Here is a 14,750-nt window from a genome sequence, read left to right as displayed (position 1 = left end):
AAACATACTAAAATGAGTAAAGAAGTAAAATCAGTAGAATACGGATTAGAAAAAATATTTGAAGGAGCACAAGATTTCCTTCCGCTATTAGGAACAGATTACGTAGAATTTTATGTAGGCAATGCAAAACAGGCTGCACATTATTATAAAACAGCTTTCGGTTTTCAATCATTGGCCTATGCAGGTTTAGAAACAGGAGTTCGCGACAGAGCTTCTTATGTTTTGAAACAAGATAAAATCCGTTTGGTGTTGACTACGCCTTTAAACGGAGATTCAGTATTGAATGACCACCTAAGAAAACATGGTGACGGTGTGAAAGTTGCTGCTCTTTGGGTGGAAGATGCAAGAAGCGCTTTTGAAGAAACTACAAAAAGAGGTGCAAAACCTTTTATGGAACCAACGGTTGAAAAAGATGAATTTGGAGAAGTTGTCCGTGCTGGAATCTATACGTATGGCGAAACTGTCCATATGTTTGTAGAAAGAAAAAACTACAACGGAGTATTCTTGCCAGGCTATAAAGAATGGAAATCAGATTACAATCCAGAACCAACAGGATTCAAATACATCGACCATATGGTTGGAAATGTGGGCTGGGGAGAAATGAATACCTGGGTTAAATGGTATGAAGATGTGATGGGATTTGTAAATTTCCTTTCGTTTGATGATAAGCAAATCAACACAGAATATTCTGCTTTGATGAGTAAAGTAATGTCAAACGGTAACGGAAGAATCAAATTCCCTATCAATGAACCAGCTGAAGGAAAGAAAAAATCACAGATTGAAGAATATTTGGAATTCTACGGCGGTCCTGGTATTCAGCACATCGCAATAGCAACTGACGATATCATCAAAACGGTTTCTCAATTAAAAGCTCGTGGTGTTGAATTTTTGTCAGCACCTCCAAAAGCGTATTATGAAGCAGTTCCGCAAAGATTGGGCGAGCACATGAATATGATGAAGGAAGACATGAACGAAATTGAAAAATTGGCGATCATGGTTGATGCTGATGAGGAAGGATACCTTTTGCAGATCTTTACAAAGCCAGTTCAGGATCGTCCAACATTGTTTTTTGAAATCATTCAAAGAATGGGAGCTCGTGGATTTGGAGCAGGAAATTTCAAGGCTTTATTTGAATCTATTGAAAGAGAACAAGAAAAAAGAGGAACTTTATAAAATGGTATAATTTTCTGAGAATAATGCAAAATCAAACCTTTCAAAAAACTATTTTTTGCTAATATTGTGTTAAAGTTGAATTTTTAGTTGTAATACTGTAATTATTACATACCTTTGCACCCGCAAAAAGAGAGGGAGTGGTTTCCTTCGATTTTTATGTAAATTTTTCATAATTTATAGTTTTTTGGTTGGTTAATAGCATAAAAACTCAGTCATATCTTTGACTGGGTTTTTTTGTTTTAATACTTTTGGAATAGAAATTGTATTTAACAGTTGGAAGACATATAAAATTGAATTATGAAAAAAATTATAATATTATTGTTGTTTGCAACTGCGAACCTACAAGCTCAGGATGATAAAGCTTTTGATGTTGGTGAATGGTTCAAGTTCAGAATACACTATGGCTTAGTCAATGCGGGTTATGCCACACTTGAAATCAAGGAAGCTACCAAAAATGGGAAAAAAGTTTTCCATGCGGTAGGTAATGGCTATACCACAGGCATGACAAAGTTTTTCTTTAAGGTAAATGATGATTACCAAAGTTTCTTTGACAAAAAAACCGGACAGCCTTATCAGTATGTCAGAAAGATTAACGAAGGTGGCTACACCAAAAATCAGGAAGGTTTTTTTAATCAGTCAGCCAATAACGTACTCGTTAAAGACTACAAGAAAAATACGGAAAAAACCATTTCCGTGCCTGAGAACGTACAAGATATAGTTTCCTCATTCTATTATTTAAGAAATCATCCTACAATTGACAAGCTCAAACTGGGCGAGTCAATCGTTATTGATATGTTTTTTGACGACGAAACCACAAAGTTTAAGTTAAAATTTATGGGACGAGAAGTTTTAAAAACTAAATTTGGAAAAGTAAATACGATGATTTTTAGACCTTATGTTCAGGCCGGTCGTGTTTTTAAAGAAGAAGAAAGTTTAACGGTCTGGATTTCAGACGATGAGAATAGAATTCCACTCCGAATCAAGGCAAGCCTCGCTGTAGGTTCTCTAAAAGCCGATTTGGATGGATACAAAGGATTGATACATCCTTTCAAAATTATAGCAGATAAATAAAATGGAGATTACCCCCAATATAAAAGATCAATTAGATCAACTAGAAAAAAAATTTCAGGCAATAAATCAGAAAACCGAAACCCATCTCGAAGGACTGCTTTGGTCCAAACCGATAACCTATTGGGACTATATTCAGACAGATGCCTTATTAAATTTACAAATTCAAAGAACAACTTTACCCGATGAGATGGTGTTCATCATGTACCATCAGGTAAATGAGCTTTTGTTCAAGATGATTTTATGGGAAATGGAGCAGCTTTGCCATACTCCAAAACCGGAAACATCTTATTTTGCTGAAAAACTGATGCGTATCAGCCGTTATTTTGATATGCTAACCACTTCCTTCGACATCATGGGTGACGGAATGGAAATAGAGCAGTATATGAAATTCAGGAATACGCTCACACCGGCAAGCGGTTTCCAAAGTGCCCAATACAGATTGATTGAGTTTTGCTCTACAGATCTGATCAACCTGATTGATTACCGTTTCAGAAAAACAATTGACAGAAATACGCCTTATGAACATGCCCTAGAACACTTGTATTGGCAGGCAGCAGGAAAAGATTATCATACAGGCGAAAAATCATATTTGCTAAAAGAATTTGAAAGGAAATACAAGCCGCAGTTCTTAAGCTATATGGAAGAATATAATACCATAAATGTCTGGCAAAAATTCAAAGAATTGCCAGAAGAAGATCAAAAAAACGAAGAATTGATCAAAGCCATGCGCCACTACGACCATACGGTCAACATTACATGGGTAATGCAGCACTTGAATACGGCAAAAAAATATATTGACGGAAGCGGCAAAGGTGACGGAGAAGCCACCGGCGGAAGCGATTGGAAGAAATACATGCATCCTAAGTACCAAAGAAGGATATTTTTTCCAGAATTATGGTCTCCGGAAGAATTGGCATCTTGGGGAGAAGAAAAAAACGTCTAATAGATTAAAGAATACGATTTGAAATACGCTGTTTTAACCTTACTATTGCTATTTACCCTCGTTTCCTGTAACAAGGAAGAAAAATCTGAAAAAGAAAACATTAAAGAAGTTCCTGTAAAAGAGCCTATCGTTGTTGAATTTGGCTTTACGCTCAATGATTTTATGGTTGTTAACGATACAGTCAAAAGTGGCGATACTTTCGGAACGTTGATGGACAAACATGACCTGGGAAAATACAAAGTACATGATATAACAGAAAAGGCAAGAGACTCTTTTAACTTCAAAGATATTCGTGCTGGAAGACCTTACACTATTTTAAAGTCTAAAAAAGCACCAAATACAGTACAAGTTTTTATATACCAGCCTGATAATATTCATTACAGCGTTATTGACCTGAGAGATTCTATAGTTGCCTATAGAAATCAAAAACCCATAACAATTAAGAGAAGGACTATAGCTACTGAAATTGAAAGCTCATTATCCGAAACCTTAAGCAAAGCCGGCGTTGATGCTTCACTCGCTCAAAATCTGGCTGATATTTATGCGTATTCTGTCGATTTCTTCAAGATTCAGAAAGGCGATAAGTTTGCAGTTACCTTCAATGAAAAATACATTAGCGATACCATTTATGCAGGTGTAGAAAGTCTGGAAGCGTCTTTTTTTGAATACAAAGGGAAAAAAATCTATGCATTCCCGTTTAAGCAGGATACTACAGCAAAAAAAGTTAACTATTACGATGAGGAAGGAAAGGTACTTAAGACCATGTTCTTGAAAGCACCTCTGAAATTCGGATTCAGGATTTCCTCAAAATTTTCAACCCGAAGATTCCATCCCGTACAACAACGATTCAAGGCACATAATGGAACTGATTATGCTGCTCCATCTGGAACGCCAATTATTACAACTGCAACAGGTGTTGTTGAAAAAACAGGATATACGGCAGGAAACGGAAACTTTGTAAAAGTCAAGCACAATTCGACCTATTCTACACAATATCTCCATATGTCTAAAATTCTGGTACGCCAGGGTCAGAGAGTTTCTCAAGGCGATGTCATTGGAAAAGTAGGAAGCACAGGTTTGGCAACCGGACCGCACGTTTGTTACCGTTTCTGGAAAAATGGCGTACAGGTAGATGCCCTTAAGCAAAAGCTTCCGAATTCAATCCCGATGGATGCGAAATACAAACCAAGATTCATGGCCGAAATGACGCCGCTTAAAAAAGAATTAGACAGTATCGCAGCAATTAAATTCAAAAAATAAATCATTATTGCCTAAATTTGAGCCTTCAAAAGACTACAAATCTAATTCTTTATTACCATGGCTTTAGGCAAAACCAATCCCTCAGGAACAGTTGCTTGGCAAAAATTGCGTGAACATTTCGCTACAATGCAATATGCTTCAATGCAGGAAATGTTTGCAAACGATAACAGCAGAGCAGAAAAATTCAATCTTCAGTGGAATAACTTTCTTGTAGATTATTCTAAAAATATCATCACAGAAGAAACAATAAGCCTGCTTTTGTCATTGGCTGAGGAAGTAAATCTAAAAGATGCCATTGCAAAATATTTTAATGGTGATGTTATAAACGAAACCGAAAACAGAGCCGTGCTTCATACTGCTTTGCGAGCTCCAGAATCTGCTGTAATTAATGTAGACGGACAAAATGTAATGCCGGAAGTATATCTCGTTAAAAACAAGATTAAGGCTTTTTGTGATGAGATTATTAGCGGACAAAGAAAAGGTTTTACCGGAAAAGCTTTTACAGATATGGTAAACATTGGAATTGGCGGTTCAGATCTTGGCCCGGCGATGGTTGTAGAAGCGCTTCAGTTTTATAAAAATCACCTGAATGTCCATTTTATCTCAAATGTTGACGGTGACCATGTTCAGGAAAAAATCAAAAACCTAAACCCGGAAACAACACTTTTTGTAGTAGTTTCAAAAACATTTACGACTCAAGAAACGCTTTCAAACTCTGAAACGGTACGTAAGTGGTTCTTAAAATCAGCAAAACAAGAAGATGTCGCCAAGCATTTTGTGGCGGTCTCTACAAATATCCAAAAAGTAACAGAATTCGGAATCAATCCGGATAATGTTTTTCCTATGTGGGACTGGGTTGGCGGAAGATTCTCTTTGTGGAGTGCCGTAGGCCTATCCATCAGTCTGGCTGTAGGATTCGACAATTTCAATAAATTGTTAAAAGGCGCTAATGAAATGGACGAACATTTCAAATCGGCAGAATTCAACCAGAATATCCCGGTTGTCCTGGCACTTTTGAGCGTTTGGTACAATAACTTCTTCGGAGCAGAAAGCGAAGCGCTGATCCCATATACACAATACCTACAAAAACTGGCGCCATACCTTCAGCAAGGAATTATGGAAAGCAACGGGAAAAGCGTAGGCAGAGATGGCAATCCTGTAAATTACCAAACAGGAACAATCATTTGGGGTGAGCCGGGAACCAACTCGCAACATGCATTTTTCCAACTAATCCACCAGGGAACAAAATTGATTCCTACTGATTTTATCGGTTTTGTGAAGCCTCTATATGGCGATGAGGACCATCATAATAAATTGATGTCAAACTTCTTTGCACAAACAGAAGCTTTGCTGAATGGAAAGACAGAAGACCAAGTAAGATCAGAATTTACAAAAACAAACTTCTCTTCCGGAGCTGCAGAATTTCTGACGCCATTTAAGGTTTTTCAGGGAAACAAGCCAACCAATACATTGCTAATCCAACAGCTGACGCCAGAAGCTTTAGGTTCGCTAATTTCATTATACGAACACAAGATTTTCGTACAAGGCGTAATCTGGAATATTTTCAGTTATGACCAATGGGGAGTCGAGCTTGGAAAACAATTGGCCAATTCGATTTTAGAGGAAATCAATTCAGGCGTTGTAAAACAGCATGATAGCTCTACAACACTTTTGCTAACATATTTTTTACATAAGAAATAAAGACCATTCTGTTTAAAATTTTCAAAATCCTTATGCATGCATAAGGATTTTTTGTTTTATCTCTTTTTTTAAGGGTTATAAATTGAATTTTTGATGCCTTTTCGACTCATTTTCCTTCTCAAAATAGCTTTGTGATTTTATAATCTTAACATAACGTTGGGAAATAATTGTTGAGAGACCTTTGTCGAAATCTAACCCAATTATTTAAAAATGAAGAATTTAAAACAATTTATGCTGTCATTACTGCTGTCTTTTGTAGCAACTTCAGCATTTTCACAGACGAAAATTACAGGAACGATTGTCGATTCTGAATTGAAAGGTTCGCTTCCAGCTGCGAACATTACTGTCAAAGGTACCGGGGAAGCAACTTCTACCGATATGGATGGTAAATTTAGCCTCAACACTTCAAAAACTCAAGGAGAAGTTGTAATTACTTTTGTAGGCTATGTTGCAAAAACGATTCCGTTTACAGCTAAATCGCAAACAGTCGATTTAGGGACAATTAGTTTGGAATCGGATTCCAGTCAATTAGATGAAGTCGTAATTATTGGTAAAGGAATTATCGATTTGGCGAAGGATCGAAAAACCCCAATAGCCGTTTCAACCTTAACTTCTGCAGAAATCCAAGACAAAATCGGATCATCAGATATTACACAAACCATGGTAAATACACCGTCGGTATATGTTGCCGGACAGTCTGGAGGTTATGGAGATTCAAGGATAGCGGTCAGAGGTTTTGCCCAAGATAACACAGCTTTCTTGTTGAACGGTCAGCCAATCAACGGAATGGAAGATGGTTTGATGTATTGGTCAAACTGGTCCGGTATGGGAGATATAGCAAACAATATACAAATCCAGAGAGGTTTGGGTTCTTCAAAATTGGCAATTTCGTCAGTTGGAGGAACGGTAAACTTTGTTACCAAAGCTACTTCAAAAAAAGAAGGTGGATTTATTTCAGCCGGAGTAGCCAATGATGATTATTTAAAAACTACTGTTGCTTACAACACGGGAATGATGGAAAATAATTTTGGGGTAAGCGTAATGTTGACTCACTGGCAAGGAGATGGTTACAATGACGGAACCCGTGGTGAAGGACAGAACTATTTTATTTCTTTTGGATATAAACCGTCAGAAAATCATAATCTGAACTTTTTGATAACGGGTGCGCCTCAAAAACACGATCAAAACTTTGCAAAAAGACTTTCAGATTACCAAACATATGGCAGAAAGTACAACAACAACTGGGGACTTCTGAATGGACAATACCAGTCAGAAAGAACAAATTACTACCATAAGCCGGTTGCCAACCTTAACTGGGATTGGGAAATTGACAGCAAATCAGAATTGTCTACCGTATTATATGCCTCTTGGGGACGTGGTGGTGGAACAGGAAACTATGGAGCCTCTGCTATTAGAACAAATGGTCTGATTGATTTTGATGCTATCGAAGCAAGAAATATTGGTGTTGGCAATGGGGTAATGGGAGATAACAAATCCTACCTGATACGTTCTTCTGTAAACAATCACAACTGGTACGGGCTTGTATCTAATTTTAAGCACCAATTAAATGAAAACCTGGTTTTTAACGTAGGAGCTGATTTAAGAACGTATTATGGAACTCACTACCGTCAGGTTGAAAACTTCTTAGGATTGAATAATTGGACGGAAACAAGAACTTTAAGAGACGGTACGAATCAGCCGGTAGGAAGTCCGGTTTCAAACACAGTCACAGATTCTCAAAAAGCAGAACCATTGGGAGCTACTTTCAATTCTCTTGGTGAAAACCAGAGAATCGATTATGATAACAGCGAAAGAATATCGTATGGTGGGCTTTTCGGTCAGGTTGAATACTCAAACGATTTATTCTCTGTCTTTTTCCAGGGAGCAGTTTCAAACCAAAGACATCAGAGATTTGACAGATATGACTATTTGAGACAATACAAAGACTCAGAAAAGGTTAATAATACTGGATTCAACGTAAAAGGAGGAGGTAGTTTCAATATCAACGAACAGAATTCAGTATATGTAAATGCGGGTTATTATTCACGCCAGCCATTCCACGACAATATCTACCTGAACTTTACGAATCAGGTGAACCCATTGACAGAAAACGAAAAGATTTTAGGTCTTGAGGCGGGGTATAGCTTTAAAAGCACTTATTTTTCTGCCAACCTGAACGGTTACAGAACTTCATGGAAAGACAGAGTTAAAACAACTTCAAGAATCGCAGCAGCGGGTGAAACAATTAATGGAAATCCTATTACTGTTGGAACAGAACTTTTTACAACAAATGAAGGTGTAGAGCAGCTGCATACAGGTCTTGAACTTGATTTTGTAGCAAAACCATTACCAAATCTGGATTTAAGAGGATTTGTTTCTGCCGGAAACTGGGAGTATAAAGGAAATGTGGTAACAACAATTAGAGATCAGGACAGAAACACGCTGGATGTTACACAAACAGACGTAGATGGTGGAAAAGTAGGAGATGCAGCCCAGTTTACGGCTGGAGCGGGATTTAAATATACAATTGTGGAAAGACTATCTGTTGATGCAGATTACAGATTCTACGACAAAATCTACGCTAACGTTGGTGCTGTTAAAAACAACCTGGAAATCCCTTCTTATGGAGTAGTAGATTCAGGAGTTTCTTATAAAATGCTGGTTGGAAAAAAGAAATCCGAATCAGTAAACTTCAGGCTTAATGTAGATAACCTGCTTCATAAGATTTATATTTCTGAATTAAGAACCAATATTAAAATTACGGATAGAGTAAATCCTAACAGTGCTACAGATTTATCTACGTATCAGTCTTCAGGAAAAATATATAATGGTATAGCAAACGGTAACCAAGGCTACTTCGGTTTAGGAAGAACTTGGAATTTTACAATTCGTTATAATTTTTAGTTTGTGTGCAGTTAGTTGAAAAAGCCTCTCAATTGAGAGGCTTTTTTATTTATTCTTCCGTCTTATTTTCCGGAGTTTCTTTATTTCCTTTTAGGAATTTTATCACCAGCGGAATAGTAGTAATCGCTACGATGATAAGAATGATAACTTCAATATGGCTCTTTAAATCAATATCAAACTTGGTTAAAAACAAACCATAAAGATAATGCCCTGCCATGATTAAGCTGAAAGCCCATAAGAATGAACTTAGTATGTTGTAAAATACGAAACGTTTTTTGTCCATTTGCACGATTCCGGCAATAATCGGAGCAAAGGTTCTTAGAATAGGCATGAAACGTGCAATGATGATCGCTTTTCCACCGTATTTTTCGAAAAATACACGAGACTGTTCAAGATATTTTTTCTTGAACCAGAAGCTATCCTCTTTCTTGTAGAGGTACCATCCGCTTTTTGCTCCAAACCAATAACCGACCGTATTTCCGATAATTCCGGAAATAGCAACCAGCGTAGCTAATAAAGCAACATTGCCAAAGTCGCTTTCAATAAGAATAAGATTTTCTACAAGTTCACGGCTGTAGATTCCGGCGAGAAAAAGAAGGCTGTCACCTGGGAGGAAAAAACCGGCAAACAATCCTGTTTCTGCAAAAACAATAAAAAGCACAACATACAGTCCAACGCTAACGCCCCCAAGTTCCATTGCAATGTAGAATTCAGGGTTAATGAGCTGTTTCCAATCAAAATTATCCATTTTAGAATTTAGTTAAGTAAATAAATATTAAGAAGCATTTAGTGTAATAGAATTCATTTTTTTCTTATCGCCAACAATCCATATAATATCGTCTTTTTCAAGCACGACATGAGATTCCGGATTCATCATTCGGCGGCCTTCGCGTTCAATTCCAACGACCAGCCCATCTGTTTTTTCTCTAAGCTGGGATTCACGGATGGTCTTGCCGATAAAATCTTCATTTTTCAGTTCAAAATTTTTCAAGACAGTTTCAGCGTTGTTTTCAGGAACTGCAACAAAACTCTGTTGCAGATAGGTCTTAAATTTCTCTACTTGCCTGTCTGTTCCTATGATATAGAGAATGTCATTTGGATAAATCTGCTCGTTGCGATTCGGAACATTAATCGTAATATTTCCACGTTTGATAGCGGCAATATTGATTCCAATCTTTTCACGAAGTTCCAACTGGTGCAGCGGTTTTCCAACAATATTAGATTCTGCGCTGATTTCAAAAGTCGTCATGTGTGCATCCCAAGGCGAAAGCTCTCGCTTGCTTTTGGAAGCTTCCGTATTTTCTCTATCGTTAAGGTTTTGCATAAATCGGTTTTCAATTCGGTCATACAATGTTTGTAGCCTTTTTGGGAAAACCATATAAGCCACGGCAAAAATAACCAAAGCAGTAAATGCAATGAAATTAGAAAAGAAACTATTTAACAACAATCCGATAAAAAATAAGGTAAACAGGATGCGGATGATGTTGACAATTTTTATAGGACCCAAAAATTTCCTTTCCTTTTTTAATTCTTCATAAGCGGTAGGTGCGACTTTCCTGAATGACAATGCCCATAAAAAAGGCGAAATAAACAAAAGCGTCAGAACAGCTACTGCAACATTAGCCCATTGAAAACCGTTTACAAGGGGAAGTACTACTCTCGAAGAAAGCAGGATAATTGCGATTATGATTACAGAATAGATGATAATCTGGATGATGCTGGATCTTAAAAACAAAACCCAGTTACTTGTCGCCTTTATGGTCTGTGAGCTTGAACTATAACTATCAATTGCCTTCGTCCATTTTTTAGGGAGTCTTCTTTCCAGCATATTAGCAACCGGAATAGAAAGCTTGATCATAAAAGGAGTCGTAAATGTAGAAATGGCCGAAACAGCAACTACAATAGGATAAAGGAAATTGCTGGTTACACCTAATGTCATCCCTAAAGTAGCGATGATAAATGAAAATTCACCAATCTGAGCTAAACTCATCCCGGTTTGCACAGACTGTTTTAATGGTTGTCCGGAAATAAGCGTTCCAACGGTAGAGCTTAAAGTCTTTCCAAAAACCGTCAGCAAGGTGATGACAATTACAGGAACTGCATATTCAGCCAATGTACTTGGATTGATAAGCATTCCCACAGATACGAAGAAAACGGCTCCAAAAAGATCTTTTACAGGTTTTACTAGATGCTCAATACGTTCGGCTTTGGTAGTTTCAGCAATAATAGATCCCATGATAAAAGCACCCAAGGCAGGAGAAAATCCAGCCATAGTAGCCAAGATTACCATCATCAGGCATAAAGCCAAAGAAACAATTAATAAAGTTTCATCGCTTAAAAGATTCTTGGCCTTTTTTAGTAAGGTCGGGATGAAAAAGATTCCACCCACAAACCATAATATAAGGAAAAATAAAAGTTTTAGTACCGACTCGAAAAGCTCCATTCCTGAAAACTGCTGACTTACTGCAATTGTTGAAAGCAAAACCATCATCAGGATGGCTACAATATCTTCAACAATCAGGGCGCCAAAAACAATTCCGGCAAATTTTTGTCCCTTGACGCCTAATTCGTCAAAAGCACGGAGTATAATAGTTGTTGATGAGATAGAAAGGATAACACCCAAAAAGATGCTGTCCATAGAAGACCAACCCATAAGTTGGCCGCACCAATATCCTAAAAATACCATGGAGAAAATCTGGACCATAGCGGTTATTGAAGCCGTGCCGCCCACTTTCATCAATTTCTTAAAACTGAATTCGAGTCCAAGGCTGAAAAGTAAAATAATAACTCCAATTTCTGCCCAGACTTCAACGTTTTGCACATCTTTTACGGAAGGGAATAAGGTAAAATAAGGACCCGCCAAAAATCCGGCAATTAAATATCCAAGAACCAAAGGCTGTTTTATCTTCTTAAAAAGCAGAATGGCAACGCCGGCAGTCATAAGAATCAATCCCAAATCACTTATCAGAGGGTAAAGGTGATGTGAGGCTGCGGTTGCCGTATTTTCTAATTCGTTCATATCTGTAATAATTTAATTGGACAATATTTATGAAGATTCTTACTGAGAATCTTAAAAACAACAACAATTATTTATTACCAAAAAGCTTGGAAGGAATAGAAGATGGATAATAGTTTTCCTTTATGGCAGAAAGAACCAAACAATGAGTGCTTTTCGAAAGGACTTGCCGAAGCTAAATAAGTCTGGAAAACAAATTTTGGAGAAGAAACAGCTCCAAAGAGCAAAGATAAATTATAGCATTTTGATAGCCTCGCTATACTATAACGATAGGGATTAGAGTATTTCTTCTTTTTATGAACTTTGTCAAACAGGTCATGTGCGACCGAAAATTCTTTCTTCGGCAGACTATAACGGCATGTTTTTAATTGCTGCTTGCCGTTAGTTTCAAGAAAAGTCAATGATAAATTTTTCTTATTGCTGGCATCACAACGCATCCCCAGCAGAAAGAATAAGCACAAAAAAGTAATATGTACGGCTTTTTTCATCATTTCCGCAAATTTATGATATTGGATTTTAAAACAGTAGTCAATTCAATTAAAGAAATGTTAATTGTTAAGATTTTATTTCGTAATTTGGATTCATTATTTATTGGTCTGTCGTGTTCCTACTAATTATGGAACATTTCATTTTTTGATATATTTGTAAAAAACAATTTTGACCATGGATACTTACAAAATTATTCTAGAAGCTCACTCCGGTATTGCCTATGTAGTCCTTTTTACAATTGGCGTTGCTGCAATCAATTCCCTGATAGGATTATCAGCAAAAAACGAATTTAAACCAAAAGACAGAAGGATTGCACTCTTTGGTCTGATAGCTGCTCACCTCCAATTTGTTTTTGGACTGATTTTATATTTCGTTTCTCCAAAAGGAGTTGCTCTTTTTAAACAGGCAGGCATGAAAGAAATTATGGGAAATAGCGAATTGCGTATGATGGCAGTCGAACATCCATTAGTAAATATTCTGGCTATAGTACTGATAACTATAGGATGGAGCACCCATAAGAGAATTGAGGGTTCTGATAAAAAATTCAAAAAAATAGCCATATTCTATAGTCTAGGTTTCCTGTTATTAGTATCAAGAATTCCTTGGAATGTATGGTTCTCATAAAGTATAAAGCTCAATTTTTTGAGCTTTTTTAATTTTGGGTATAGTAATTGTAAGATGAATTGGCCAAACATAAAAAAATTTATCATGAAGTATAAGACTACCATTCTGTTGCTGGCCTTTATTGCTTTGGTCTTTTCGAGCGGTTTTTCACTCCGGGATAGAAACTTCCAAAAAACACCACCTGAAAAAGCACAAGCTGAAAAAACACAGGTATATCAAGATTCAGTAAAGAAAGTTGCCATAGCAGATAGCATAAAGTTAGCCGAATCAAAAAAATACAAGCTCCATAAGAAAAATGCCCACGCATCCTATTATGCTGACAAATTTACAGGACGCCGTACAGCAAGTGGAAAAATCTTTGACAATAAGAAATATACCGCAGCACACAGAAAATTTCCTTTCGGAACGAAGCTCCGAATTACAAATGAAGCCAACGGGAAATCGGTTATTGTTGAAGTAACAGATAGAGGTCCGTTTACCAAAGGAAAAGAAATTGACCTTACGAAGAAAGCCTTTATGGAAATTGCTTCATCCCGCTATGGAGGACATTTGAAAGTAACAATTGAAATCATACAGTAGTTATGAAAGCCAGGATATTTTTATTTATTGCCGCTTTTGGAACCCTACTGGCAAGCTGTTCGTCTGCCAAGTCTGCTTCTGGGAAAGTGTATAAGAAGAATGTCCATGCTTCCTACTATGCTGATAAATTCAACGGAAGAAAAACAGCGAGTGGGGAAAAATTCCACAACAGCAATTATACCGCTGCCCATAAAAAGCTACCGTTTGGAACAAAAGTAAAAGTGACCAATATAGCCAATGAAAAATCAGTTATAGTCGAAATAAATGACAGAGGGCCATTTACACTAGGTAGAGAAATTGACCTTACTAAAAAGGCCTTTATGGAGATAGCAGACAATAAAAATCACGGTTCTTTAAGAGTGAGCCTTGAAATTATAAAATAGAAAGCCGGCATTATGCTGGCTTTTTTATTGCTTAAAATTGATAATAAAAAATTAACACAAATTTAAGTTCGTTTAGTTCGGTAATTACCGAACCTAGTTTAACTTTGCGCCAAAATTAACGTATCGATGACAGACATAGCGAAAGAAAGAGAAGGATTGGTGGAGATGTTTGGCGTTCATTTTGAAAAGTATTGGAACTTTTCACCTTTGTCAGGACGAATATTAGGATGTCTTATTGTTTGGAATGACGCTAAAGGATTGACGTTTGACGATTTGGTTTCCACCCTTGGAGCCAGCAAAAGTTCAGTTTCTACAAACCTGAATTTGTTGCTGAAAATAGGAAAGATAGAATATTATACTTTTCCTGGTGACAGAAAGAAGTATTACAAACCATCATCTTTTAGCGACAGAATGCAGAACCACCTACAGATGGTTATAGATGAAAAGAAAATGGTGGAAAGAATGATCGACTATAAAAATAAAACAGTTGGCGATGGAGAATGTGCCAGTTTGGAGTTGATCAAGGTTTATCAAGAACACGTTATAGAATTCGAGAAATTTTTAAATAAGACAATCCAAAAGTTAGAAAAAGTAGAGAACAAATAAA

13 protein-coding genes are annotated in these 14,750 nt (G+C 36.9%); 10 read left to right on the top strand and 3 right to left on the bottom strand.

Annotation, left to right across the window (positions count from 1 at the left end):
* Positions 1 to 12 precede the first annotated feature (12 nt).
* The 6 genes from hppD (at position 13) to FJA49_RS00440 (ending at position 9,052) form a co-directional block, all read left to right on the top strand.
* On the top strand, positions 13 to 1,173 hold the full coding sequence (gene hppD, locus FJA49_RS00465) for a 4-hydroxyphenylpyruvate dioxygenase (protein ID WP_139997727.1): 1,161 nt from the start codon (positions 13 to 15) through the stop codon (positions 1,171 to 1,173).
* A 297-nt stretch (positions 1,174 to 1,470) separates the two neighbouring features.
* Entirely contained in the window at positions 1,471 to 2,244 is a 774-nt protein-coding gene (locus FJA49_RS00460) for a DUF3108 domain-containing protein (RefSeq protein ID WP_139997725.1), read from the top strand.
* A 1-nt stretch (position 2,245) separates the two neighbouring features.
* Entirely contained in the window at positions 2,246 to 3,187 is a 942-nt protein-coding gene (locus FJA49_RS00455) for a tryptophan 2,3-dioxygenase family protein (RefSeq protein ID WP_199758341.1), read from the top strand.
* Positions 3,188 to 3,205: 18 nt separating this feature from the next.
* Positions 3,206 to 4,447 carry a M23 family metallopeptidase gene (locus tag FJA49_RS00450; protein WP_139997722.1) on the top strand — a complete coding sequence of 414 codons (1,242 nt, stop codon included), beginning with the start codon at positions 3,206 to 3,208 and terminating at the stop codon, positions 4,445 to 4,447.
* Positions 4,448 to 4,504: 57 nt separating this feature from the next.
* Positions 4,505 to 6,148: a glucose-6-phosphate isomerase gene (gene pgi / locus FJA49_RS00445; RefSeq protein ID WP_139997720.1), complete on the top strand. Its 1,644-nt coding sequence runs from the start codon at positions 4,505 to 4,507 to the stop codon at positions 6,146 to 6,148.
* A 210-nt stretch (positions 6,149 to 6,358) separates the two neighbouring features.
* Complete coding sequence (locus FJA49_RS00440) at positions 6,359 to 9,052, top strand: TonB-dependent receptor (protein WP_139997718.1); 2,694 nt, start codon at positions 6,359 to 6,361, stop codon at positions 9,050 to 9,052.
* 49 nt (positions 9,053 to 9,101) lie between these two features.
* On the opposite strand, the gene FJA49_RS00435 is transcribed toward FJA49_RS00440, so the two are convergent.
* The 3 genes from FJA49_RS00435 to FJA49_RS00425 all read right to left on the bottom strand — a co-directional run bounded on the left by FJA49_RS00435 (position 9,102) and on the right by FJA49_RS00425 (position 12,559).
* Positions 9,102 to 9,800 (bottom strand): DedA family protein, encoded by a 699-nt coding sequence (locus tag FJA49_RS00435; protein WP_139997716.1) that lies wholly within the window; start codon positions 9,798 to 9,800, stop codon positions 9,102 to 9,104.
* Positions 9,801 to 9,827: 27 nt separating this feature from the next.
* On the bottom strand, positions 9,828 to 12,071 hold the full coding sequence (locus FJA49_RS00430; protein WP_139997714.1) for a cation:proton antiporter: 2,244 nt from the start codon (positions 12,069 to 12,071) through the stop codon (positions 9,828 to 9,830).
* Positions 12,072 to 12,145: 74 nt separating this feature from the next.
* Positions 12,146 to 12,559, bottom strand: coding sequence for a hypothetical protein (locus FJA49_RS00425; RefSeq protein ID WP_139997712.1), 414 nt, complete (start codon positions 12,557 to 12,559; stop codon positions 12,146 to 12,148).
* A gap of 172 nt (positions 12,560 to 12,731) precedes the next feature.
* Between FJA49_RS00425 and FJA49_RS00420 the strand changes: the two genes are divergently transcribed.
* From FJA49_RS00420 to FJA49_RS00405, 4 genes are all read left to right on the top strand, one after another.
* A complete protein-coding gene (locus FJA49_RS00420; RefSeq protein WP_139997710.1) occupies positions 12,732 to 13,181 on the top strand; it encodes a hypothetical protein in 450 nt (149 codons plus the stop codon).
* A gap of 84 nt (positions 13,182 to 13,265) precedes the next feature.
* On the top strand, positions 13,266 to 13,760 hold the full coding sequence (locus FJA49_RS00415; protein WP_139997708.1) for a septal ring lytic transglycosylase RlpA family protein: 495 nt from the start codon (positions 13,266 to 13,268) through the stop codon (positions 13,758 to 13,760).
* Between the two features lie 2 nt (positions 13,761 to 13,762).
* Positions 13,763 to 14,143 (top strand): septal ring lytic transglycosylase RlpA family protein, encoded by a 381-nt coding sequence (locus tag FJA49_RS00410; RefSeq protein WP_139997706.1) that lies wholly within the window; start codon positions 13,763 to 13,765, stop codon positions 14,141 to 14,143.
* A gap of 126 nt (positions 14,144 to 14,269) precedes the next feature.
* On the top strand, positions 14,270 to 14,749 hold the full coding sequence (locus FJA49_RS00405; RefSeq protein ID WP_139997704.1) for a GbsR/MarR family transcriptional regulator: 480 nt from the start codon (positions 14,270 to 14,272) through the stop codon (positions 14,747 to 14,749).
* Position 14,750 lies beyond the last annotated feature (1 nt).

Source organism: Flavobacterium microcysteis (genome assembly GCF_006385255.1).
Taxonomy (GTDB): domain Bacteria; phylum Bacteroidota; class Bacteroidia; order Flavobacteriales; family Flavobacteriaceae; genus Flavobacterium; species Flavobacterium microcysteis.
This window is presented reverse-complemented; position numbering and strand designations above follow the sequence as displayed.

Bases quoted from the DNA above. Each gene is read 5' to 3' on its own strand.
- FJA49_RS00415 (WP_139997708.1), top strand. From the start codon at position 13,266: ATGAAGTATAAGACTACCATTCTGTTGCTGGCCTTTATTGCTTTGGTC.
- FJA49_RS00410 (WP_139997706.1), top strand. From the start codon at position 13,763: ATGAAAGCCAGGATATTTTTATTTATTGCCGCTTTTGGAACCCTACTG.
- FJA49_RS00440 (WP_139997718.1), top strand. From the start codon at position 6,359: ATGAAGAATTTAAAACAATTTATGCTGTCATTACTGCTGTCTTTTGTA.
- FJA49_RS00425 (WP_139997712.1), bottom strand. From the start codon at position 12,559: ATGATGAAAAAAGCCGTACATATTACTTTTTTGTGCTTATTCTTTCTG.
- FJA49_RS00455 (WP_199758341.1), top strand. From the start codon at position 2,246: ATGGAGATTACCCCCAATATAAAAGATCAATTAGATCAACTAGAAAAA.
- pgi (WP_139997720.1), top strand. From the start codon at position 4,505: ATGGCTTTAGGCAAAACCAATCCCTCAGGAACAGTTGCTTGGCAAAAA.
- FJA49_RS00405 (WP_139997704.1), top strand. From the start codon at position 14,270: ATGACAGACATAGCGAAAGAAAGAGAAGGATTGGTGGAGATGTTTGGC.
- FJA49_RS00430 (WP_139997714.1), bottom strand. From the start codon at position 12,071: ATGAACGAATTAGAAAATACGGCAACCGCAGCCTCACATCACCTTTAC.
- hppD (WP_139997727.1), top strand. From the start codon at position 13: ATGAGTAAAGAAGTAAAATCAGTAGAATACGGATTAGAAAAAATATTT.
- FJA49_RS00420 (WP_139997710.1), top strand. From the start codon at position 12,732: ATGGATACTTACAAAATTATTCTAGAAGCTCACTCCGGTATTGCCTAT.
- FJA49_RS00435 (WP_139997716.1), bottom strand. From the start codon at position 9,800: ATGGATAATTTTGATTGGAAACAGCTCATTAACCCTGAATTCTACATT.
- FJA49_RS00460 (WP_139997725.1), top strand. From the start codon at position 1,471: ATGAAAAAAATTATAATATTATTGTTGTTTGCAACTGCGAACCTACAA.